The following is a 22,812-nucleotide window of genomic DNA, read 5'->3' on the forward strand; positions in this document are numbered from 1 at the left end:
ATGCAAGGAAGTCACCATGTCCCACCACGCCCTCCCGAATTTTCCGCTGCGCCGCAGCGTGCTGGCCTGCGCCCTGCTGCTGGCCGCGCTGCCTGCCGCGCAGGCACAATCCGCCGCCGACACTGAAGCCGGCGTTGCCGCCATCGACCAGGTCACCGTGGTCGGTTCGCGCGCGCGCAACCGCACCGTGTTCGATTCCGCCGTGCCGATCGACCGTTTCGGTGCGCGCGAGGTGGACAATGCGCTGGCTGGCGGCGACCTCGGCGCCGCCCTGCAAAACCTGTCGCCGTCGATTAACTTCCCGCGCATCGAATCGAGCGGCGCGGCCGACTCGGTGCGCGGCATCCAGCTGCGCGGCCTGGCGCCCGACCAGGTGCTGGTGCTCATCAACGGCAAGCGCCGCCACGCCAGCGCCGTGCTCGACACCGAAAGCAGCTTTGCCGGCATCGTGCCGGTCGATGTCAATGCGATACCCCCGGGCGCCATCGACCACATCGAAATCCTGCGCGACGGCGCCGGCGCCCAGTACGGCAGCGACGCCGTGGCCGGCGTGATCAACATCGTGCTGAAAAAGGCGCGCACCGGCGGCTCGGCTTCGGTCAGCTATGGCGCCAACCACACCGACTTCAAACCGACCGACGACCGCAAGACCGACGGCCAGACCACCATCGTCAACGCCGACTACGGCGTGCCGGTTGGCGACGTCGGCTATTTCCGCTTCGGCCTGGAAAGCCGCGACCGCAACCCGACCAACCGCGCCGGCGCCAGCGATGCCGGCTGGACCTCGTGGAATTCCACGCCAGCCGACCTGGCGCTCGACGGCAAGGTCGTGTTCAAATCTGGCGACTCGCAGCAGCGCAACCACTACGCGTTCTACAACACGCTGGTGCCGGTTGCCGACGGCGTCGATGCGTACTCGTTCGCCACCGTCAACAAGCGCAAGTCGGACGGCAGCGCCTACTTCCGTTATCCGGGCGATCCGTCCAATGTGCCGGCGCTGTACCCGAACGGCTACCGCCCGACCACCCGGGGCAATGCCACCGATGTCAGCGTGGTGGCCGGCCTGCGCATCACCCAAGGCGCCTGGAACTGGGACGTCAGCGCGCGCCACGGCGGCAACAAGTTCCGCTACGATCTCGCCAATTCGGCCAACGCGTCGCTGGGTGCGGCCAGCCCGACCAGCTTCCACCTGTCCACGTTCGACTTCGACCAGGATGCCGTCAATGCCGATGTCACGCGCGAGCTCGATCTCGGCATCGGCGCGACGGTCAACCTGGCGCTGGGCGCCGAATACATGCGCGAGACCTATACCAGTTCGCCCGGCGACCCTGCTTCATATTCAGCTGGAACTGCGGCGGCCGGCACAGTACCCGATGCGCCGCCGGGTGCGCAGGCGGGCCCCGGACTGCGGCCGCAGGATACGTTCGATGGCCGCCGCTCGGTGCGCTCGGTGTATCTCGATGTCGAGAGCGAGCTGACGGCGCGCCTGCTGCTGGGCGCGGCGGCGCGCTATTCCGACTACAGCGACTTCGGCAACGCCAGCACCGGCAAGCTGTCGGCGCGCTACAAGGTGACCGACGATTTCCTGTTGCGCGGCTCGCTGTCGAACAGCTTCCGCGCGCCGGCGCTGGTGCAGACGGGCTTCCGCTTTTCCACGCTGAACTTCAACAGCGACGGCACCGGCCTGCAGACGGCGTCGCTGCTGCCGGCGTCCGACAGCCTGGCGCGCGCGTTCGGCGCACAGAACCTGAAACCCGAAAAATCGACCAACCTGTCGCTGGGCGCCGCCTGGAAACCGCAGCGCAATACCAGCGTCACGGTGGACGCCTACCGGATTAAATTGCGCGACCGCATCACCCGCACCAGCGACCTGCAAAGCGATGCCGCCACCGCCTATCTGGCATCCATCGGCCGCACGGACATCCAGTCGGTGGCCTACCTGGCCAACCTGCTCGACACCACCACCACTGGCCTCGACCTGGTGGTCAACCACGACCTGCCGTTCGCAGGCGGCAAGCTGGACCTGAACGCTGCGCTCAACCTGAACAAGACGCGCATCGACAACGTGCATCAGAGCTCGGCCGCGCTGGCGCAAATCGACTCCGACCTGACGCTGCTGACCGAGAACAACCTGTTCCGCATCCGCAACGCCTCGCCCAAGACCAAGCTGGTGCTGAGCGCCGACTGGCAGGCGGCGCAATGGGGCTTGCAGGCGCGTGCCACCCGCTTCGGCGCGCTGAAGGATTTTTCGTATGACGACGAGGCCGAGCTGATCGACGGCGTGCACGCCCAGCGCTTCGGCGCCGTGTGGTCGGTGGACCTCGAAGCGCAATACAAGCTGACCAGGCAGCTGACCGTCTCGGCCGGCGGCAACAACATCTTCGACCGCTACCCGGACCGCGTGCGCCAGACCAATAACGCCAGCTATGGCGGCGCGCTGCCGTACAATTTCATCAATCCGATCGGGCTGAACGGCGCATATTTTTATGGCCGCGTACGCTACACCTTCTAGAAAGAACCCATGAAACCGTCCAAACTGTTGATCTCCTTGTGCCTGGCGGCGGCGCTGGCCGGCCCGGCCCTGTCCCACGCTGCCGATGCACCCGCAAACAAGCACGCACTGGTGCTGATGACCGACTTCGGCACGTCCGACGGCGCCGTCTCGGCCATGCGCGGCGTGGCCTTCGGCGTCGATCCGAACCTGTCGGTCTCGGACCTGACCCACAATATTCCCGACTACGACATCTGGCTCGGCGCCTACCGCCTGTACCAGACCGCCAACTACTGGCCGACCGGCAGCGTGTTCGTCAACGTGATCGATCCGGGCGTGGGCACGCAGCGCAAATCGGTGGTGCTCAAGACCCGCGAGGGCCGTTATTTCGTCGGCCCCGACAACGGCCTGTTCACCCTGATCGCCGAGCGTGACGGCGTGGCCGAATTGCGCGAGATCGATGAAAAGGTCAACCGCCTGGCCGGATCAAGCGAGTCGTACACGTTCCACGGCCGCGACGTGTATGCGTACGTGGGTGCGCGCCTGGCCTCGGGCGCGATCACCTTCGAGCAGGTGGGCCCGGTGCTGCCGAGCGAGTCGGTGGTGAAGATTCCTTACCAGAAGGCCATTCGCAGCGGCGACGTCATCAAGGGCATCATCCCGGTGCTGGACGTCAAGTACGGCAACGTCTGGACCAATATTCCGAAGTCGCTGTTCGACGAGCTGAACATCGGCCTGCACGACAAGGTGCAGGTGCGCATCCTGCACAAGGGCAAGCTGATCAACAAGGTGGTGGCGCCGTTCGAGCACACGTTTGGCGGTGTGGAAAAGGGCAAGCCGCTGGTTTATCTGAACAGCTTGCTGGACGTGGCGGTGGCGATCAGCCAGGGCAATTATGCGGCCAAGCACAAGATCGACTCGGGCGTCGATTGGGAAGTGGAAATCACAAAGGTAAGCAAGTAAGCATTAACGGCTGGCTGGCGTGGCACTGGCCAGCACAACCGCCACCTGGTCCGGCGAAGCCGGCTTGAGCAAGTGGTGGTCGAACCCCGCCGCCCCGGTGCGGGCGCGGTCGTCTTGCGCACCCCAGCCGGTCAGCGCCACCAGTTTTACGCCTGCCAATGCCGGCAGCGCCCGCAGCGCGCGGGCCGCGCCATAGCCGTCCAGGCGCGGCATGCCGATATCGAGGAACACCAGGTCGGGATTGAACGCCGTGGCCGCGTTCACCGCCTGTTCGCCATCGTAGGTCACCAGTACCTGGCAGCCCATCGCCTCGAGCAGGTCGCCGAGGGTATCGGCGGCATCGACGTTGTCGTCGGCAACCAGCACCCGCAGCGCCGGATGCGCGGGCACGGTGTGCGCCGGGTGCTTGTCGTCCTGCGACTGTCCGGCCACCGGCGCCGCCAGCGGCAGGCGGACGGTAAACGTGCTGCCCAGGCCGGGGCCGGGGCTGGCCGCTGTCACGCTGCCGCCGTGCAGCGTGACCAGGTGGCGTACCAGGCACAGGCCGATGCCCAGGCCGCCCTTGGAAATGCCGATGCTGTGCGGCGCCTGGGCGAACATCTCGAACACCTTTTCCAACGCCTCGGGCGCGATGCCGATGCCGGTGTCCGTCACTGCGATCACCGCCATGCCGTCGATGATGGTGGCCGTGACGTTGATGCGGCCCGGCTGCGGCGTGTACTTGGCGGCGTTGGTGAGCAGGTTGCTCAGCACCTGGCTCAGGCGCACGGCGTCGCCGTCGAGCCAGACCGGCTCGCGCGGCAGGTCGAGCGCCAGTTCGTGCGCGGCCGCTTCCACCAGCGGCAGGCTGGTTTCCACCGCGCTGGCAGCCACCGACTGCAGCGAGACGCGCGCGCTTTGCAGCACCACCTTGCCGCTGCTGATCCTGGCAATGTCGAGCAGGTCGTCGATCAGATGGACCATGTGGCCGACCTGGCGTTCCATGGTGGCCAGCATGCGCTCCTTGAGGCCCGGCCGGTCGGCACCGATGCGCAGCAGCTCGAGCGCATTGCGGATCGGCGCCAGCGGGTTGCGCAGCTCGTGCGCCAGCGTGGCCAGGAATTCGGACTTGCGGCGGTCGGCCTCGCGCAGCGCCTCGGTCGAGCGCACCCGCTCGATGTGGGCCCAGCAACGGTCCACCACGGCTTCGACCAGCGCCACTTCGTCACGGGTCCAGGTGCGCGGTTGCTGCTGGTGCACGGCCATCATCGCCACCAGCTTGCCCTGCTTGACCAGCGGGCAGCAGATGATGGCCTGGATGCCGATCTGGTTGAACATTTCGACACCGTCGCCATGCGCCAGCTCGCGGTCCACGTCGTTGATCAAGAGCGTGCGCCCCACCCGCAGGTTGGACGTGGCGCGCGAGCCGAACAGGTCGAGCGAGTACACGCCCACCGTGCTGATCGCGCCCGGCACGCGCCAGTCGTGGCGGATGGTGAAGCGATCGTTGTCGGGTTCGAGGTCGGCATAGGCCACCCGTGTAACGCCCAGGTACTGGCCCAGCAGGCGGGTGCTGTGGTCCATGATGGTGGCCGGTTCGGCGGCCAGGCGCGTGGCTTCGCCGATCTCGTCGAGCAGGCGCAGGCGCTCCTCGACCTGGCGCACCTTGCCGGTGGTTTCGCTGCACACGCACAGCACGCCGGCAATCGCGCCCGACTCGTCGCGGATCGGGCTGGTGGAAAAACTGGCGTAGATCTGTTCGACAAAGCCGTTGCGGGTAAGCGTAAACGGCTGGTCTTCGTACCACAGCGATTCACCGGCCATGGTGGCGGCCAGCATGGGCCCTACCTGGTCCCACACCTCGGCCCAGACCACGTTGAACGGTTGCCCCAGCACCTGCTGCGGATGGTCGGCCTTGGCGCCCAGCACCTCGCGGTAACTGTCGTTGTAGAGCAGCGCCAGCTGCGGCCCCCAGACCACGTACATCGGTTGACGCGCGGCCAGCATCATGCCGGCAGCGGTGCGCAGCGACTGCGGCCAGGTTGCCAGGGGACCGAGCGACGTCCCCGCCCAATCGAACGCGCGCACCACCGCCCCCATCTCGCCGCCGCCGGCAGCAAAACCGAGGTCAGGATTGAAACCAGCGGAGGAAGGTGCAGTGGGCATGGCGGAACGAGAACGCTCGAAAAGGTGGACAACCCGCACCATAGCATTTTTGCGCTAACGCAGCCGCGCTCTTATTTGCGTTTGACCTTGGGGAACCGCAGCTTGTAGTGGAGGCCCATGCCGGGGGCGCTGGCAACCTTGACGGTGCCGCCCAGCGCACCGGTGACCAGGTTGAACAGGATGTGCGCGCCGAGGCCGCTGCCGCCGGTGCCGCGCTTGGTGGTGTAGAACGGGTCGAACAGCTGGCCCAGGGTGGACGTGTCCATGCCCACGCCGTCGTCGCTGTACTCGAAGTTGACGAAATCACCATCGACCTTGCCGGTGATCTTGATGCGGCCCGGCTGCCCTTCCTCGAAACCATGGACCAGCGAGTTGACCACCATGTTGGTGAGCACCTGCGACACGGCGCCTGGAAAACTGGCCATGTTGATGTTGTCGTCGCAATCGATGTCGATCGTGATCGGCTTGCCCTTGAGCTTGGGCTGCAGCGACAGCAGTACTTCGTCGAGGTACTTGCGCAAGTTAAAACTGCGGATGTCGTCCGACGATTGATCGACCGCCACCTGCTTGAAGCTGCGCACCAGCGCTGCCGCGCGCTGGGTGTTGGTGGTCATGATGCGCAGCGACTGATCGACGATGTCGAAGAACTGGTTCAAGCCGTCTTCGTCGAGGATGCCCGCCGCCATGTCGGCGCGCGTGAGCTTCAGTTCTTCCACCAGGTGACTGGTGGCCGTCACGCAGATGCCCAGCGGGGTATTGATTTCGTGCGCCACGCCGGCCACCAGCCGGCCCAGCGACGCCAGTTTTTCCTGCCGTACCAGCTCGCCCTGGGCGTCCTTGAGCGAGGTCAGGGCGTTTTCCAGCGCGGCGTTCTGCTCCTCGAGCGCATCGTTGGCGTGGCGGATGTCGTCTTCGGCGCGGCGCCGTTCGGCCACCTCGTGCGCCAGCAGCGCGGTGCGGTCCTGCACCGCGCGCTCGAGCCGGTCCACGCTTTGCAAGCCGCGCAGCGCGGCCGAGACGAAGTCCGCGATCAGCGCGAACAGGGCCTGGTCTTCGCCGCTGAACGTATGCTGGCGGTCGTAGCTCTGGATCACCATCGCGCCCAGCGCCTGGTGCTCCTGGTCCAGCAGCGGGCAACCCATCCAGTGCTCGGCAATGGTGCCGATGCCGAAGGCGGCGTTGTCGAGCCTTTTGGAGACATGCTCGGCGGCCGTCATCACCATCGGCCGGCCGCTGCCGATCACGGCGGCGGTGGGGGATTCGCCGTCCGCCAGTTCGAACAGTTCGTCCCTGGCCGGCGCCGCATCGACTTCATCGACGAAGTACACGAAGCGCACGTGGTTGGCCGGCCCCTCGTGGTCGCTGAGCGCGACAAAAAAATTGGCGGCATACATGATGCGTCCCAGCGCCGCGTGCACCGATTGCAAAAATTCGCTGATATCGGTGCAACTGCCCGATTTACGGCCGATTTCAAGCAAGATGGCCTGGACGGCTTCAAGACGGGCGAGACGGTCTTCCATAGTATTTCCTGTAATTAGTACGCACAGGAAATACTATCAGTCAGCCCCGGCAAGGGCCAGTGATCATTGCGGTTTGCGATACCCGTTTTCTATCCATGTGGTGGCGCTGGTCACACTGAGCTTGAAAGTCGGCACAACGCGCACTTTGGCGATTTCTTCGCCATACACGTCGAAGGCGGAGAGCATGGCGTACGGGTCGTCCTCGTCGGGCACGATATCGAGCGTGACCTTGATCTGGCCGCCGTCGTCGGTGTTGACGAAGACGTTCTTGTGCAGTTGCGCGTGCAGTTGCTGCTCGTGGCGGCGAATCACTTCGTTGGCGGTCTTGACCAGCGTATTGAAGGCGTTGACATCGAGCGGCTTGGGATTTTTCTTGTCGCGGCCCATGGTCCAGGGACCGACCAGCGCCGGTTCCGGCTCGCCGTCCTTGATCATCGCCACCGCCCAGCCCTCGTCATCGTCGTTCTTGATCACGCGCGCGGTCCAGCCGTTGCCCTGCCACAGGCGCGGCTCCTGGATCGGGGCGTCGTCGTCCGGGGTATCCGGTACATCGGGGAAGTCGTTACTCATACTTTAGGCTCGGGTGTCTTGGCATCGGGGGTGAAATAATAAGCGCCTTATACCGGAACAACAATAGAAAGTCACCACGGATGCATAAACTTGGCCTCGCCCTCCTCCTCACCGCCACCACTGGCGTCGCTTGCGCACAAAGCAACGTCACCGTGTACGGCCGCCTCAACACCGGTCTCGAATCGCTGCGCAGCTCGGACGCCGACTCCAGCGTTACGCGCATGAGCAATTACCGTTCGGTGCTGGGCTTTCGCGGCACCGAAGACCTCGGTGGCGGCCTGAAGGCCATCTTCCAGATCGAGGGCACGCTGGCGCTCGACACCGGCGCCGGCGGCCTGGCCTCGCGCGACACCCGGGTGGGCCTGGAAGGCACGGCCGGCACCGTATTCATGGGGAACTGGAACTTGCCCTACAACACCGCCACTGCCAGCCTCGATCCGTTCTATCCGACCACGGCCGGGTACATGAGCATCATGGGCAACGGCGCGGGCGCCACTGTCAACAATACCAGCGACACCTCCTCGTTCGACCGCCGCCAGCAAAACAGCCTGCATTACTGGTCGCCCGTGTGGCACGGCGTGCAATTGCGGGTGGCACGTTCGGCTGCCGAAGAGCGCCCGGCCAGCGGCGCCAAGCCCTATCTGAATTCGGGTGCGGTGGTGTATGAACAGGGTGGCTGGTACGCCACCGGCGCGCTCGAGAGTCACCACGAATACCAGGGGCCGGGCAGCAGCGACACCGGCGCCAAGCTGGGCGCCGCCTACACCGCCGGCGCCACGCGCGTGGCGCTCGTCGGCGAACAGTTGAAGTACGAGCTACCGGGCGGCACGCTCAAGCGCCGCGCAGCCTATGTATCAATCACGCACCAGGCCGGGCGCCATGCGTTCAAGTTCGGGATCGCGCGCGCGGGGGACGGCAAGGGCAGCGCCCCCGATGGCGTCCAGGTGGGCAAGGTGCGCAAGGGGGCCGATACGGGCGCCACCCATTACACGGCAGGCTACGACTACCTGCTCAGCAAGCGCACGACCGTGTTCGCGTTTTACACGCACCTGAAGAACCAGCGCAACGCCAGCGTGGATTTTGCCATCAACGGTTTGGGCGCCGATGCGGGAGCCAGCCCGGGCGCCACGCTCAAGGGCGTGTCGCTGGGCTTGCGCCACAACTTCTAAATGATAGTCAGCACACCACGCACGGCCGGCGCTGCACCAGCGGCGGCTTCGGTGGCTTGTAGCGCGGATCGATCGCCGGTTCCGGCGTGTGATAGCTGAACGGCGTGATGATAATCGGCGGGATTGCCGGCGGCGCCGACGGCGGGCCCTTGGGGCCACCGCCCGAAGAACGCGTGGCGCCGCGTTGGCGCCCGGTTGTGTGTGGACACGCGGCGGGGATAGCTTGCCCCTCGCTCCATACTAGCCATGCCATGTTGTGGTCCTCCCTCAACTAGGTAGAGATTCAGTATAGAACGGCATAACTTTAAATCAAGGAACAATCGGGCAACCTGGCAAATTCGGCCTGCTGCGCCGCTGGTCGCCGCCTGCCTGCGTTCCAACCCGCCATTTCTACGTTTTGTCGCAATCCGGTGGCTGCCGCAGCACCTGGCCGGTACAGTTCAACCATGCCAAACGGCACCTGAACAACACACACAACAACGGGGAACCACCATGACCAGCACCGCCAAAAAACTGTTAGCCGCCGCCATCGTCTTCGTGCTTGCCCTGTCCCTGTGGGATTCGGTGCTGGGCAATAACATGCACATCAATATCGACGGTGATGAATTCGACGGCCCGCTCGGCGCCCTGTTCGGCCTGGTGCTGGCCGGCGGCGGCATCCTGATTGCGGCGGTGGCCGTGACCTGCGCCGCCGTCTTCGTGGGCGTGCTGTGCGCCGGTATCGGCATGGTGCTGGTCAGCGCGCTGGTACTCGCTGCGGTGATCGTGCTGGCGGCCATGTCGCCGCTGCTGCTGCCGCTGCTCATTCCCGTGGGTCTCTACTGGATCTTCACCGCCCGCGCCCGTCGCCAGCGCCGCGCCTACCAGCAAACCGCTTAAACCCTTTCAATCGGAAGCGGCGGGGGTTTGCAGCCCCGGCCGATCCGACCCAATACCGTCCTGTAGCTCCACCCGGTTGCGCCCTGCGCGCTTGGCGCGGTACAAGGCCTGGTCCGCACGGATCAGGGCCGCGTCGCCACCGGGCAGTTTGCCCCCCATGACCGAAATGCCGATGCTGACCGTGACGTGCAAGCTCACGCCGCTACCCAGCTGCAAGGGACTCAGCGCCACCCGCTGGCGCAGCCGTTCGGCAAACACGGCGGCCGCCGGCAAGGTGGTCCCCGGCAGCAGCATGGCAAATTCCTCGCCGCCCATGCGGCCCACCATGTCGATCTTGCGCTGCTCATCGAGCATCAGCACGCCGAGCTGGCGCAGCACCGCGTCGCCGGCCGCGTGGCCGTGTTCGTCGTTGATGCGCTTGAAGTGGTCAATATCGAGTTGCAGCACCGCCGTGCAGGCGCCGATATCGCGCCGCAGCCGCGCCTCCTCGTCGGCCAGGCGGTGCATGAATTCGCGCCGGTTGGCCAGCCCGGTGAGGAAGTCGGTGGTGGCCAGCACGCGCAGCTCGTCGTGCATGCGGCGCTTCTCGGTCGTGTCCACGGTGGAGACGATGACGAAGTCCAGGCTATCGGTGTGGCCCGGCATGATCATCAGGGTCAGCTCGTTGTGGCGCATCACGCCGTCGAGGCGGCGGAAACTGCCCTCGCACACGAAGAAATGCTCGCCGCGCGCCAGCGCCGCCAGCGCCTGGGCAAACGCCGGCATGGCGGCGGCCTCGAAGTTTTGCGCCAGCGTGATGGCGGCCAGGTCCTGCGGACCGGCGCCCACCTGGCGCCGCGCCGCCGCATTCAAATCGACGATGCGCACCAGCGCCGCCAGCCGCGCCACCTGGCTCGGATTGGCTTCGAGGTAGCGGCCCATGTCGTCGATGCCGGACGCGGTGAGCTCGGCCAGCGCGGTGTGCAGCGCCGACCAGTCCTGCTGCCACAGCGCCACCGGCGCGTGGTCGTACAGGCGGCGGAAGCGAGCCTCGCCGGCGCGCACGGCCTGCGCCGCCTGCGCCTGTTCGATGGCGATGCCGGCCAGCCGCGCGGCCTGTTCGATCAGGGCAATATTGGCCATGCTGGGCTGGCGCGCTTCGCGCTGGTACACCGAGAAGGTGCCGATCACCGCGCCGCCAGCGCCGAAGATCGGATCGGACCAGCCGGAAGCGATGCCAGCGCGCAGTGCGATGTCGCGGTGTTCCATCCATGCCGGCGCGTTATGCAGGTCTTCCACCACCACCCGGCGCCCGGACAGCACGGCTTCTACGCATGGTCCGCCGTTGCCGTGCAGCGCGGTGCCGTGGATGGCGGCGTTGAAGAACGGCGGCAAACCTGGTGCGGCCGCCACCAGCAGGTGCTCGCCCTGCTCGTCGAGCAGCAGCACGCTGCACAGCAATTCCTCGTTGTCCGTCTCCACCCCGGCCACCACGCTCTCGAGGATGGTCTTGAGCGGCGCGCCGGTGGCCAGCAGCTCCAGCACGCGGCGGCGGGTCTGTTCGCGCCGTTCGCCGTGCACCCTTTCGGTGACGTCGCGGAACGACCAGATGCGCGCCGGTTCGCGGCCCAGTTGCAGACCGCGCGTGTGCTGCTCGATCACGCGGCCGTCCTTCAACCGCAGCAGCGCCTGTTCCGGCAACTGCCAGTCGCCATCCTGGTCCGGCTGCGCCAGCGGCAGCAAATGCGGGGGGGCGAGCTCGAACTGGCCCTCCTCGGGGCGCGAGAGCTGGGCGCGCAGGTGCGCCATCAGCACCGCGCCGTCGCTGTCCCAGTCAAAATATTCGGGCACGTTCCACAGTTCGCGGAAGCGCCGGTTGGCGTTCAGGATCGAGCCCTTGAAATCGTCCGCCAGGATGCCATCGACGGTGGAATCGAGAATGCTGCGCAACATGGTCTGGCTGCGCCGGGCGCTGTCGGCCATGGCCAGCAGCGCGCCCTGCCCTTCCTTGAGTTCCGCCGCCAGCGCGGTGCTGCGCGCCAGCGCCTGGTGGGCGCGCACGCGGCCGCGCGCCAGGGCCCAGGTCAGGCAGGCGGCCAGCACGCTGAGCAAGGCGCCGCACAGCGCGATCAGGCGCATGCGGTCGGTGGCGGCCACGTGAGCCGCATGCGGCATGGCGATGCGCAGGGTCCAGCGGTGGCCGCCCAGCGACAGTTGCTGGATGCTCGACCGCATGCGCACCGGCGCGGCGTTGACGGCGCCGGTGGCGCCAGCGCTGCGGTAAACCAGGTTGTCGGTGGTTGCGCTCTCGCCGTCGTGGACCTCCACCGCCAGCCCGGCCGTGCGCGGGGTGCCCAGGCGAACCATCAAATCGCCCACCCGGAACGGCGCGAACACCCAGCCCGTGAGCGCCGCGCGCCGTTCGGCCACGGTGGTTACCGGCTTGCCGCGGCTGTACAGCGGCAACAGCATCAGGAAGGCCGAGCGCGGCGCTTCGGCCAGGTCGTCAAGCAGGCGCACGGCGCCGGTCATGGCCGGCAGCCCGGTGTCGCGCGCGCGGTCGAGCGCGGCTCGGCGCAGCGGCTCGCTGGCGGCGTCGAAGCCGAGCGCGCGCAGGCTCAGGGGATTGGGCGGCTCGCTATACACGGTGGGGGCATACCAGGCACGTTCGCCGGCCGGGTAGATATGGTAGCTGGGATTGGCGCCCGGCTCGCGGCGCACCGCCGCCTCGTGCGCCGCGCGGGCGCCGCCGGGCACCAGCTGCATGTAGCCGATCGACTGCACGCCGGGCGAATGGCGCGCCAGTCCCTGCCCCTCGAGATACGTGCGGAACTCGCGGCGGGTAACTTCTTCGGAACTGTAGAACAGCCCCTGCACGCCGTACAGCACCTGGACATAGGTTTGCATGCGCTGGTCGAGCTGGTTGACCAGTTCGCGCACGCGCACTTCGAAATCGGCTTGCAGCTCCTGGTCGGCATCGTTGCGGGCATCGCGCCACAGCAGGCCGGTGAGGCCCAGGCTCACGGCCAGCACCAGCGCCGACAGCATGCGTGGCGATTGTGCCAACGCCAGCGCCGGCGCCAGTGCCGACGCCAGTAAGCGACGTTGGCGGGATGGCGCTGGCGCGGCCGGATCCACTTAGTTCCCGGCGCCCGTGAACTGGCGGTAGCCGCGCGCGCGCAGTTCGCACGCCGGGCAGGTGCCGCAGCCATAGCCCCAGTCGTGCAGCGCGCCGCGCTCGCCCAGGTAGCAGGTGTGGGTGCCGGACCGGATCAGGTCCACCAGCGGCGTGCCGCCCAGGTCCTGCGCCAGTTCCCAGGTCTGGCGCTTGTCGCGCCACATGAGCGGGGTTTCGAGCTTGGTGCGGGTGTCCATGCCCAGGTTGAGCGCCACTTGCAGCGCCTTCATGGTGTCGTCGCGGCAGTCCGGGTAGCCGGAAAAATCGGTTTCGCACATGCCGCCGACGAGCACCGTCAGGCCGCGACGGTAGGCCACGGTGGCAGCCACCGTCATGAACAGCAGGTTGCGGCCCGGGACAAAGGTGTTGGGCAGGCCGTTGGCCTGGGTTTCGATAGCGATATCGTGGGTCATCGCGGTTTGCGAGATCTTCGAGATCAGCGACAGGTCGATCATGTGGTCTTCGCCCAGCTTGGCGTCCCACGCGGGGTTGAGCGCGCGCAGGCTGGCGATCAGTTGCGGGCGCACGGTGAGTTCGACGGCATGGCGCTGGCCGTAATCGAAACCGATGGTTTCGACCCGCGCGTAATTCTTGAGCGCCCACGCAAGGCAGGTGGTGGAATCTTGTCCACCGCTAAACAGGACCAGGGCGGAATCGGTTGGCAGCATTGCTTTTCTTTCCAGATGTATCAACTATTATTAGTACGCCATGATTCGGGGCATTCCGGTACCATGCGGTGAACGCACCACCCCTGATGGAGTCTCATGTTACCGGCATCGCCCGCAAATAAATCGGCAAGACCACGAATTTTGGCACATCTTGTGACAAAAGTATCCGTGCTGCTTGCAACAACCGCAGTGACGGCCGTGGTTCCCTCGTTGGCAATGGCCCAGGAGGACCAAACCGGCGCGCCGGCGCCGGTTTCCGAACCTGCTACTGCGCCTGTCGCCACGCCCGCCCCCGTGGCTGCCAGCGAGGCCACTGTCGCCGCCAACGCCGCGCCGGTCGTCATCAAGTACACAGTGCGCGTCGATGCGCCCGGGGACTTGAAGGAATTACTGGAAGACAACCTCGACCTGGAACGCTTCCGCGACAGCCCGCGCATGACGCGCGAACAGCTGTTCCGGCTGGTGCGCGCCGCGCCCGAGCAAATCCGCACGCTGGTCTCCACCAGCGGCTACTACACGCCCGAGGTGTCGGTGACGTTCGACCGCAACGCCACGCCGGCGGTGGTCGATGTCAAGGTGGTGCCGGGCGAACCGGTACGCGTGGGCGAGACCGACCTGGTACTCGAAGGCTTTGCCCCCAATCCCGAGCAGCCGGCCGACAAGCAGTTCGACGCTCAGGCGCTCAAGGCCAGCTGGCCGCTCAAAAAGGGCACCGTGTTCCGCCAGGACGAGTGGGAAGGCGCCAAGCGCGCCATCCTGCGCCAGGTCGTGCAAACCCGCTACCCGCGCGCGCAGCTGACCGACAGCCGCGCCACCGTGGATCCCGAAGCGCACACCGCCAACCTGCGCGTGGTGCTCGACAGCGGCCCCGAGATGCGCTTCGGCGAGCTGCGCATCGAAGGCCTCAAGCGCTACCCGGACACCGTGGTGCGCAACCTCAATGCGATCAAGCCCGGCGACTACTACAGCGAAGCCGCCCTGCAGGCCTACCAGTCCAAGCTGCAGGACACCGGCTACTTCGCCAGCGTGGAAGTGAGCGCGGACCTGAGCGCAGTGCTCGACCAGCAGCTGGCCACGGCCGAAGGAGAGACCGCCGCCCCTGCCACCACCGCCGCGTCCATGGAGCCGCTGCCGCTGCTGGTACGCGTGACCGAGAACAAGCGCAAGAATGTCAGCGCCGGTGTCGGTATCAGCACCAATACGGGTAACCGGGCCTCGGTCACTTACGACGACTTGCAGGTGTTCGGGCTGCGCATGAAAAGCGCGCTCACGCTCGAGACCAAGAAGCAGACCGCCAAGACCGACCTGTACTTCCCGATCACGCCCGAAGGCTACAACCACAGCATCGGCCTGACCTACGAGCGCAGCGACATCGCCGGCGAAGTCACGGCCGTGTCGAGCATCGCCGGCAAGCGCGCCTGGGGCACGCCGCTGCTCGAGCGCAGCTTCACGCTGGAGCTGCTGTCCGAGACCAAGTCGGTGGGCGCCATTCCCAAGGTCACCAGCAAAAGCTTGCCGCTCACGTACGCGGTCACCTGGCGCCGGCTCGACAACCTGCTGCTGCCCACCAAGGGCTACGCCATCAACGCCCAGATCGGCGGCGCCGTGCTGCCGGTGCTCACCGATGAAAAATTCGTCCGTGGCTACCTGCGCGGCGTGTACTACAAGCCGTTCGGCGCCAGCTCCAACATCATCCTGCGCGCCGAAGCCGGCGCGCTCGGTTCGGGCAGCAAGAACGGCGTGCCGTCCGTGTTCCTGTTCCGCGCCGGCGGCGACCAGTCGGTGCGCGGTTACGCGTACCAGGAACTGGGCGTGAAGGAAGGCGACGCCACCATCGGCGGGCGCTACCTGGCCACCGCCAGCGCCGAATACCAGTACTGGTTCAAGCCCACCTGGGGCGCGGCCGTGTTCTACGACGCCGGTAACGCCGGCGACCGGGTCAAGGACCTGCATCCCAAGTCCGGCTACGGCGTGGGCGCGCGCTGGAAAAGCCCGGTCGGTCCGCTCAATGTCGACGTGGCATATGGCCACGCGGTTCAAAAATATCGTTTGCACTTCTCGCTGGGATTCACTTTCTGATGTCCGACCAACTTAACCACGATCCCCAAGAGAGCGCGCCGGAATCCGCCAGGAAGCCGCGCCGCTGGCCGCGCCGCGTATTCATCTCGCTGATGGTGCTGGTGCTGCTGCTGGGCGGCGCCTTCTGGCTGCTGGGCCGCGAATCGACCTTGCAGCAGCTGGTGCAGCGCGTAGCCAGCGCCAGCGGCGGCAGTATTTCCGTCACGGGCGTCACCGGTTCGCTGTACCACCGCATGCATATCGGTCAGCTGGTCTATAAAACCAAGGACAGCACCGTCACTGCGCAAAGCATCGACATCAACTGGTCGCCGTTGCAGTATTTTTCGGAAGGCCTGCAAATCAGCGAACTGCACGTGGCTGCGCTCACCGTGCGCAGCACCGGCAAGTCCGACGAACCAACCACCATGCCCGCTTCGCTGGCGTCGCCGTTCCGTCTGAGCCTGTCCGATGCGCGGCTCGACAAATTGATCATCGCCAGCGACACCGGCACCACCGTCATCGACAACCTGCGCTTCGCGCTGTACGGCGACAAGACCAGCTGGCACCTGGAGGACGCTTCGGCCAGAACCCCGTTCGGCCTGGCCAAGGCCGATCTGACGATTGCCGGCGCGCGCCCGTTCGCGCTCAAGGGCACGGCCTCGCTCACGCAGGCGCTGGTGGCCACGCCGGCCGCGCCAGGCACCGCCGCCACGCCGGTGGGCCAGGCGCCTACCCCGGCAACGCTGACCTTGCAGGCCGGCGGCAGCCTGGCGCTGCTGGAGCTCAAAGCCAAGGGCGATGCGGGCGCCGCCACCGGCACCGCATCGCTGGCGCTGGCGCCGTTCGATCCGGTGATCCTGCGCGCCATCGACCTGGTGGCCCGCGACGTCGATCCGCACGGCTTTGACGCCGGCCTGCCGCAGGCCAAATTCAACCTCAAGGTGCAGGCGGCGATTGCGCCCGACCAGAAGCTGGCCGGCGAGTTCGAGCTGATCAACCAGGGCAAGGCCGGTCCGCTCGACCAGGACCTGTTGCCACTGGAAGTTTTCCGGGGCCGCCTGGGCGGCACGCTGACCGTGTCCACGCTCGACAACGTGCTGCTCGACCTGGGTCCCGCCGGCCGCTTCAACGGCGGCGGCAACGTTGCCCGCACCGGCATCGACGGCGGCATCGACACGGCCAGCTTCAAGCTGCACACCGACCGTCTCGACCTGTCCTTGCTGCACACGGCCGCCAACAAAACGGCCATCGGCGGCGACATCGTCCTGGCCAGCACCGCCACCAAACAGACCTTGAACGCCAGGCTGGCCGACAAGGGCCTGCGCCTGGACGCCGACGCCACCCTGGCCGACGCCCTGCTGCAATTGCAGCAGTTGCGCCTGGTCGCGAAAAATGGCAGCATCAACGCCACCGGCCAGTTGAGCCTCAAGGATCAGCAGGCGTTCAGCGCCAAGATGCGCACCCAGAAGTTCGATCCGTCGGCGCTGGTCCCAAGCTATCCGGCCGGGGACCTGAATATCGACGTCAATGCCGCCGGACACATCGCGGGCAAACCCGCCCCCGCATGGAAAGTGGCGGCCGACTTCCAGGTCAAGCCCAGCAAGCTGTATGGCCAGCCGCTCACCGGCGCCGGCAAGCTCAATGCCGATCCCACCCATATCAGCGGCGTCGATGCGCGCCTGGCCATGGGCCAGAACACCGCCACCGTTACCGGCAGCTTTGGCGCGCCCGGCGAGCAACTGCGCTGGAAGGTCGATGCGCGCCAGCTGGCGGCCGTGAGCCCCGACCTGATCGGCGCCATCAACGCCAGCGGCGTCGTCACCGGCACCATGGATCTGCCACGTACCAGCTTTGAAGCCGACGCACGCGGCCTGGGACTGGCCTCGGCCAAGCGCCCTGCCAACGACAGCGTGATCCACGCCAGTGGCGACGTGGCCATGGCCGGTGCCGCCAAGACGCCGGAACTGAAAATGACCGGCACCGTGCAGCGCCTCAATCCTGCCGCCTTTGGCGCCGCCCAGGCCGGCGCGATCAACGCCGCCTTTACGGCGGACGCGCGCCTGTCCGCCGACTGGCGCGCGGGCCTGAACCTGACCTTGCAACCGTCGACGCTGTCGAACGCCCCATTGTCGGGCTACGCCAAGTTGTCGGCCAATGCAAAAGACATCAGCAACGCCGACATCGACCTGCGCCTGGGCGCCAACAGCCTGGTCGCCAAGGGCAGCTTCGGCAGCGCCATGGATAAGCTGGACTGGAAGCTCGACGCGCCGCAACTGGCCGCATTGGGGCCGCAGTTTGCCGGCATCCTGCACGCCAACGGCACCCTGTCCGGCACCACGGCCCGCCCCGCGATTTCGCTGAACCTGGACGGCAGCAAGCTGCGCGCGCCGGGCCAGCAGCAGGTCGAGAGCATCCGTGGCAGCGCCACCCTGGGCAGCACGGCCGCCGCGCCGGCGGCGCGCAATGGCAATCGCGCAGCGGTAGCAGCGGCGGATGTGCCCCTCATCAGCGATATCGAGATTACCGGCTACGAATCGCCGTCGATCAAGATCGCCAAGGCACGCCTGCAAACGGCAGGTACCCGCAGCGCCCACACCATCACGCTGGCCGCCAACAACAGCGACTTCGACGCCACCGTGCGTATAAAAGGCGGCTGGGCCAACGACACCTGGACCGGCGCCATCGACGCGCTGCAAAACAAGGGCCGCTTCGCGCTGGCGCTGGTGGCGCCCGCGCCGCTGCGCCTGGTCGCGCCCAAGGACAGCGGCGTGGCCGGACTGGCGCGTCCCGAGCAGATCGTGCTGGGCACCACCACCATCAAGATCCGCGATGGCAGCGTGCGCATCGACAGCCTGGAAAAGAACGGCGCCGCCTGGCGCAGCAAGGGCCAGGCTTCGGCGTTGCCGGTCTGGTACCTGGGCCAGTTGTCGGACGCGTGGCGTGACAGCGTGCGCGGCAACATGACCATCGGCGCCGACTGGGGCCTGAACCTGCAAGCCGGGGCGAAGAACGCAGCACCAGTGCTGGCCGGGTCGTTCCACGTGTTCCGCGAACAGGGCGACATCACCATCATCGGCGCCGACCTGTCGCAGCCGCTGGGCCTGAAAACCCTGGACGCGCGCGCCACCGTCAACGACGGCGCGCTGCGGGTGGAGCTCAATGTCGATGGCACCCGCGTGGGCCAGGCGCGCCTGGACGGCACCGCCCAGCTGCGCGACGGCCGCCTGGCCAACGACAGCCCGTTCACCGTAACCGGCAGCGCCAATATGGGTTCGCTGGCGTGGCTGGCGCCCCTGGCCGGCCAGCCGGGACTGGAAATCGACGGCATCCTCAAGCTGGCACTGGAAGGCAGCGGCACCATCGGCGCGCCGCAGCTGACCGGCGACATCAACGGCCAGAAGCTGGTGGTCAACCTGCCCGACCAGGGCATCAAGCTGCGCAACGGCGTGCTGCAGGCGCGCCTGACCGGCGACCAGTTGCAGCTGCAAACGCTGAGTTTTGAAGGCCAGCAGGGCCGCGCCCAGGCCGACGGCTGGATCCGTTACGCCGGCAACGAAGCGACCATGCAGCTGAAACTGACCGCCGACAAGCTCGAAGTGCTGTCGCGCCCCGACCGCCTGCTGGTGCTGAGCGGCCAGAGCACGCTGGTACGCGACGCCAAACACTTCCAGCTCGATGGAAAATTCCGCGCCGACCGCGCGAATATCGAACTGGGCGACGAAAACGCGCCCACGCTGTCGAACGACGTGGTCGTCCTCGGCAAGGGCGCGCCGGCGCCAGCCACCAAGCCGGCGCAGGGCCTGCCGCTGAATATCGACGTCGAGGCCGACCTGGGCGACTCGTTCAAACTGAAGGGCATGGGCATCGAGACGGAATTGGCTGGCGCGGTGCGGGTACGCATCACCGACCGCCGTCCGCCGCGCGTCAATGGTTCGATCCGGGTGGTGGGCGGCACGTACGCGGCGTATGGCCAGAAGCTGGCGATCGACCGTGGCGTGATCAACTTCACCGGCGCCTACGACAATCCGGGCCTGAACATCGTGGCCGTGCGCCGCCGTCCCGAAGGCGAGCCTTTGAGCGAGACCAACGTGGAGGCGGGGGTGGAAGTGCGCGGCACGGCGCTGGCGCCATCGGCCAAGCTGATCTCCACGCCGACGGTACCCGACAGCGACAAGCTGTCCTGGCTGGTGCTGGGCCACGGCATCGAAAACACCGAGGGCAACGACATGGCGCTGTTGAGCACCGCCGCCGGCGCGCTGTTCGGCGGCAAGGGCCAGGGCAAGCTGGCCAGTTCGCTGGGGCTCGACGAACTGGGCGTGGGACAGGCATCGGGCAGCGCTGCCGGTGCGGCTACCGGCTTGCAGAACACCGTGGTCACGGTGGGCAAGCGCATTTCGTCGCGCGCCTACCTGAGTTTTGAACAGGGTGCGGGCACGGCGACCAGCCTGGTCAAACTCAAGTACAAGCTCAATCCGCGCATCTCGCTGCAGTTCCAGACCGGGACCAATAATGCGCTCGATGTGTTGTACAGCTGGGCGTTCGATTAACCCCGGGGCTGGGCGTTCTTGACGTACTTCTCCAGCCACGCATTGGTCTCATACAGCATGTGCATGATCGATTCCCGCGCCCGGTAGGCGTGGGATTCGTTCGGCAGCATCACCAGCCGCGCCGTCCCGCCCAATCCCTTGATCGCCTGGAACATCCGTTCGCTCTGCAACGGGAACGTGCCGGAGTTGCTGTCTTCCGCTCCGTGGATCAGCAGCATCGCATCCTTGATGCGATCCGCGTGGTTGAACGGCGACATGGCCTGGTACACGGCAGGCGCCTGCCAGTACGGCCGCTCTTCCGACTGGAAGCCGAACGGCGTCAAGGTGCGGTTGTACGCGCCGCTACGGGCTATTCCCGCGCGGAACAGCCGCGTATGGGCCAGCAGATTGCCGGTCATGAAAGCGCCGTACGAGTGGCCGCCGATGGCCAGCCGTTCGCGGTCGCCCACGCCGCGCCGCACCACCTCCTCCACTGCTGCTTGCGCATCGGCCACCAGCTGCGCCAGGTACGTGTCGTTCGGCTCTTCCTCGCCATTGCCGATGATCGGGAACGACGGGTTGTCCAGCACCGCGTAACCCATGACCAGATACGCCGCCGGGCCCCAGTAGCTGACCGCATTGAAGCGGTACGGCGAACCGGTGGTCTGGCTGGCCGCGCCGGCCGACTTGAACTCCTGCGGGTATGCCCACATCAAGAGCGGCAGCGGGCCGTCGCGCGCGGCGTCGTAACCGGGCGGCAGCATCAGGGTGGCGGTCAGCTCCACGCCATCGTGGCGCGAGTAGCGGATCTGCTCCTTGTGGATGTCGCGCAGCTGCGGCGTGGGATGGGGATAGTGCGTGAGCGCACGCAGTTGGCGATCGTCCGGCTTGGTCAGATCGCGCAAATAATAATTGGGACGCTCGAGGGGCGACTCGCGCGTGGTGAGCAGCAGCGTGCCGTCGTCGTTCAACACCGCCGCGACGTTTTCAAAGTATGGCGCCTGGCTCTGAAACAGCCGGGTCTTTTCGCGCGTGGTCAGGCTCAGGCGGTCGAGGAACGGCCGGTCGCCTTCGGGCGTGGCGCCCGCGCCATCGAGCAGGATGGTGGTATTGGGGCCGATCAGCAGGCGCGGGAAGCCGCTGGCGTCGGCGCGCATCACCGGCGATCCGGGGCTGTTGTAGCGGTCTTCGTAGGAGCCGGAGTGAATCAGTTCCGGTGGAGTGGACAGGTGACCGGGGGCGATCATCCACTGCCTGTACTGGCGCGTTTTGTGCCAGCGCTCGTTGACCAGCGCCACGTCTTCGCGGCCCCAGGCCACGCCGCCGTAGCGCATCGACAGGCGCGCCAGCACCAGCGGCGGTGCATGGAACGGCGCCGCGTGCAGGTACACCAGGTCGCGCACGCCGTCCGGTACGTCGCGCGCGGGGTCGCCGCCGTCCTGCGCTTCGGCCCAGACCAGCGACGCCGGTGCGTCGGCCCGCCATGACACGTGGCGCACGCCGCTTGATACGGCATCGTTCCCCGGCGGCAGGCCTTCTTCGAGCGGTAGGTTGGCCGCCGTGTGCAGCAGCATGCCGTGCAGGTCGCGCACTTCCACCCGTTCGCCAAAGCTCGATGCGGTGACAATATACGAGTATGGGCGCGTCACGCTCTGCGTAAGTAGATACTCGCCGCCCGGCGCCACCGAGGTGCGCGAAAACTGCCCCGGCTCGCCGATCGGACGCGCCTTGCCATCAAGGCTCAACAACACCATCTGCACCGTGATGTAGTACTCGAACAGGCGTGCGTCGTCCTCGTTGCGCAGCAAGTCCTGGTAGGTGCGCAGCTGGCGTACGGCGCCATCGGCTTCGCTGTCCTGCAGGATCGGACCGGCCGGCACGCCGCTCGCCTGCGGCGGCTTGCCGATGCCGACCGGGCGCCAGTGCACCAGCAGGCCGCTGCTGTCGGGCAGCCAGTTGAAGCCGCGCGTGAGTACGGCCGACAGAGGCTGCGGCGACAGCTTGCGCGCACGGCGCGCGGCGATATCGACCAGCCACAGTTCCACTGCGCCCGTGTCCTCGCCCACGCCGCCCACGCCATCATTGAGCGCCACGTGGGTAAAGGCGAGATGGCGCTGGTCGGGCGACCAGCTCAGGTCCGACAGCCGCAGATCCGGCGGCAGGCCGGCAATCGCGTTTTCCTCGTGGCTGGCGATATCGAGCAGCGACAGGCCTGTGCCGAACGAAAAGCGCGAACCGGCACACGTGCGCGGGTTGATGCGCAGGCCGGCCAGTTTCAGTTCGGGTTGCGCCACTTCGGCGATGCCGGGCAGCGCGGGCGTTTGCACCACGGCGGCGGTGTCGCGGCGCGGGCTCAGGCTCAGTGCCGGCGCGCGTGGCGCATCGACAATCGCCTGCAAAGGTTCGGGCGGCAGGCGGTAGCCGGTGTCGGACGCGCCCTGTTGCGGCGAGGCGGCCATCAGGCCGGGGGTTGCGGGCGGCACGGTGCGTGGTTGTTTCATGGAGGTCCTTTCCAGTGGCCGGCGATGCGGGCGCTGCTCGATTCCAGTTTGCCGGGTCGAGGGTGCCGAGTCGAGTGTGCTTATCCTACCCGTGAATGTCAATCGCCGGGCACACTACTCTGGCGTACAATCGCTGTTCTCGAAAAACCGCTGTGGGCAGATTAT

Annotated in this window: 13 protein-coding genes; 6 read left to right on the top strand and 7 right to left on the bottom strand. The window is 66.8% G+C overall.

Annotation, left to right across the window (positions count from 1 at the left end; genetic code table 11):
• Positions 1 to 16: 16 nt before the first annotated feature.
• Both F8197_RS17825 and F8197_RS17830 read left to right on the top strand, forming a co-directional pair.
• Complete coding sequence (locus F8197_RS17825) at positions 17 to 2,512, top strand: TonB-dependent siderophore receptor (protein ID WP_152883039.1); 2,496 nt, start codon at positions 17 to 19, stop codon at positions 2,510 to 2,512.
• A 9-nt stretch (positions 2,513 to 2,521) separates the two neighbouring features.
• Positions 2,522 to 3,454 (top strand): S-adenosyl-l-methionine hydroxide adenosyltransferase family protein, encoded by a 933-nt coding sequence (locus F8197_RS17830; protein WP_193333470.1) that lies wholly within the window; start codon positions 2,522 to 2,524, stop codon positions 3,452 to 3,454.
• 3 nt (positions 3,455 to 3,457) lie between these two features.
• On the opposite strand, the gene F8197_RS17835 is transcribed toward F8197_RS17830, so the two are convergent.
• The 3 genes from F8197_RS17835 to F8197_RS17845 form a co-directional block, all read right to left on the bottom strand.
• The gene (locus tag F8197_RS17835) at positions 3,458 to 5,599 is read right to left on the bottom strand and encodes an ATP-binding protein (protein ID WP_152883040.1); all 2,142 of its coding nucleotides are present in this window, start codon (positions 5,597 to 5,599) and stop codon (positions 3,458 to 3,460) included.
• Between the two features lie 71 nt (positions 5,600 to 5,670).
• On the bottom strand, positions 5,671 to 7,119 hold the full coding sequence (locus F8197_RS17840; RefSeq protein ID WP_152883041.1) for a GAF domain-containing sensor histidine kinase: 1,449 nt from the start codon (positions 7,117 to 7,119) through the stop codon (positions 5,671 to 5,673).
• 63 nt (positions 7,120 to 7,182) lie between these two features.
• The gene (locus tag F8197_RS17845; protein ID WP_056147000.1) at positions 7,183 to 7,689 is read right to left on the bottom strand and encodes a hypothetical protein; all 507 of its coding nucleotides are present in this window, start codon (positions 7,687 to 7,689) and stop codon (positions 7,183 to 7,185) included.
• An 80-nt stretch (positions 7,690 to 7,769) separates the two neighbouring features.
• On the opposite strand from F8197_RS17845, the gene F8197_RS17850 reads away from it, so the two are divergent.
• Positions 7,770 to 8,858, top strand: coding sequence for a porin (locus F8197_RS17850; RefSeq protein WP_152883042.1), 1,089 nt, complete (start codon positions 7,770 to 7,772; stop codon positions 8,856 to 8,858).
• 7 nt (positions 8,859 to 8,865) lie between these two features.
• On the opposite strand, the gene F8197_RS17855 is transcribed toward F8197_RS17850, so the two are convergent.
• Complete coding sequence (locus tag F8197_RS17855) at positions 8,866 to 9,111, bottom strand: hypothetical protein (protein ID WP_152883043.1); 246 nt, start codon at positions 9,109 to 9,111, stop codon at positions 8,866 to 8,868.
• Positions 9,112 to 9,350: 239 nt separating this feature from the next.
• Here F8197_RS17855 and F8197_RS17860 point away from each other — a divergent pair, with 239 nt between their 5' ends.
• Positions 9,351 to 9,737, top strand: a complete 387-nt coding sequence (locus F8197_RS17860; RefSeq protein ID WP_019923320.1) for a hypothetical protein — start codon at positions 9,351 to 9,353, stop codon at positions 9,735 to 9,737.
• A gap of 6 nt (positions 9,738 to 9,743) precedes the next feature.
• On the opposite strand, the gene F8197_RS17865 is transcribed toward F8197_RS17860, so the two are convergent.
• Positions 9,744 to 12,782 (bottom strand): CHASE domain-containing protein, encoded by a 3,039-nt coding sequence (locus F8197_RS17865; RefSeq protein WP_227012311.1) that lies wholly within the window; start codon positions 12,780 to 12,782, stop codon positions 9,744 to 9,746.
• 72 nt (positions 12,783 to 12,854) lie between these two features.
• On the bottom strand, positions 12,855 to 13,562 hold the full coding sequence (gene queC, locus F8197_RS17870) for a 7-cyano-7-deazaguanine synthase QueC (protein WP_019923322.1): 708 nt from the start codon (positions 13,560 to 13,562) through the stop codon (positions 12,855 to 12,857).
• Positions 13,563 to 13,778: 216 nt separating this feature from the next.
• Between queC and F8197_RS17875 the strand changes: the two genes are divergently transcribed.
• Both F8197_RS17875 and F8197_RS17880 read left to right on the top strand, forming a co-directional pair.
• On the top strand, positions 13,779 to 15,641 hold the full coding sequence (locus F8197_RS17875) for an autotransporter assembly complex family protein (protein WP_227012349.1): 1,863 nt from the start codon (positions 13,779 to 13,781) through the stop codon (positions 15,639 to 15,641).
• Complete coding sequence (locus F8197_RS17880) at positions 15,641 to 20,167, top strand: translocation/assembly module TamB domain-containing protein (protein ID WP_152883044.1); 4,527 nt, start codon at positions 15,641 to 15,643, stop codon at positions 20,165 to 20,167. The genes F8197_RS17875 and F8197_RS17880 overlap by 1 nt, the downstream gene beginning before the upstream one ends.
• Here the strand turns inward: F8197_RS17880 and F8197_RS17885 are convergent.
• Positions 20,164 to 22,647: a S9 family peptidase gene (locus tag F8197_RS17885; RefSeq protein ID WP_152883045.1), complete on the bottom strand. Its 2,484-nt coding sequence runs from the start codon at positions 22,645 to 22,647 to the stop codon at positions 20,164 to 20,166. The two genes, F8197_RS17880 and F8197_RS17885, sit on opposite strands and share 4 nt — an antisense overlap.
• Positions 22,648 to 22,812 lie beyond the last annotated feature (165 nt).

Origin of the sequence: Duganella sp. FT27W (genome assembly GCF_009295655.1) — a bacterium.
Lineage (GTDB): Bacteria > Pseudomonadota > Gammaproteobacteria > Burkholderiales > Burkholderiaceae_D > Rugamonas > Rugamonas zoogloeoides.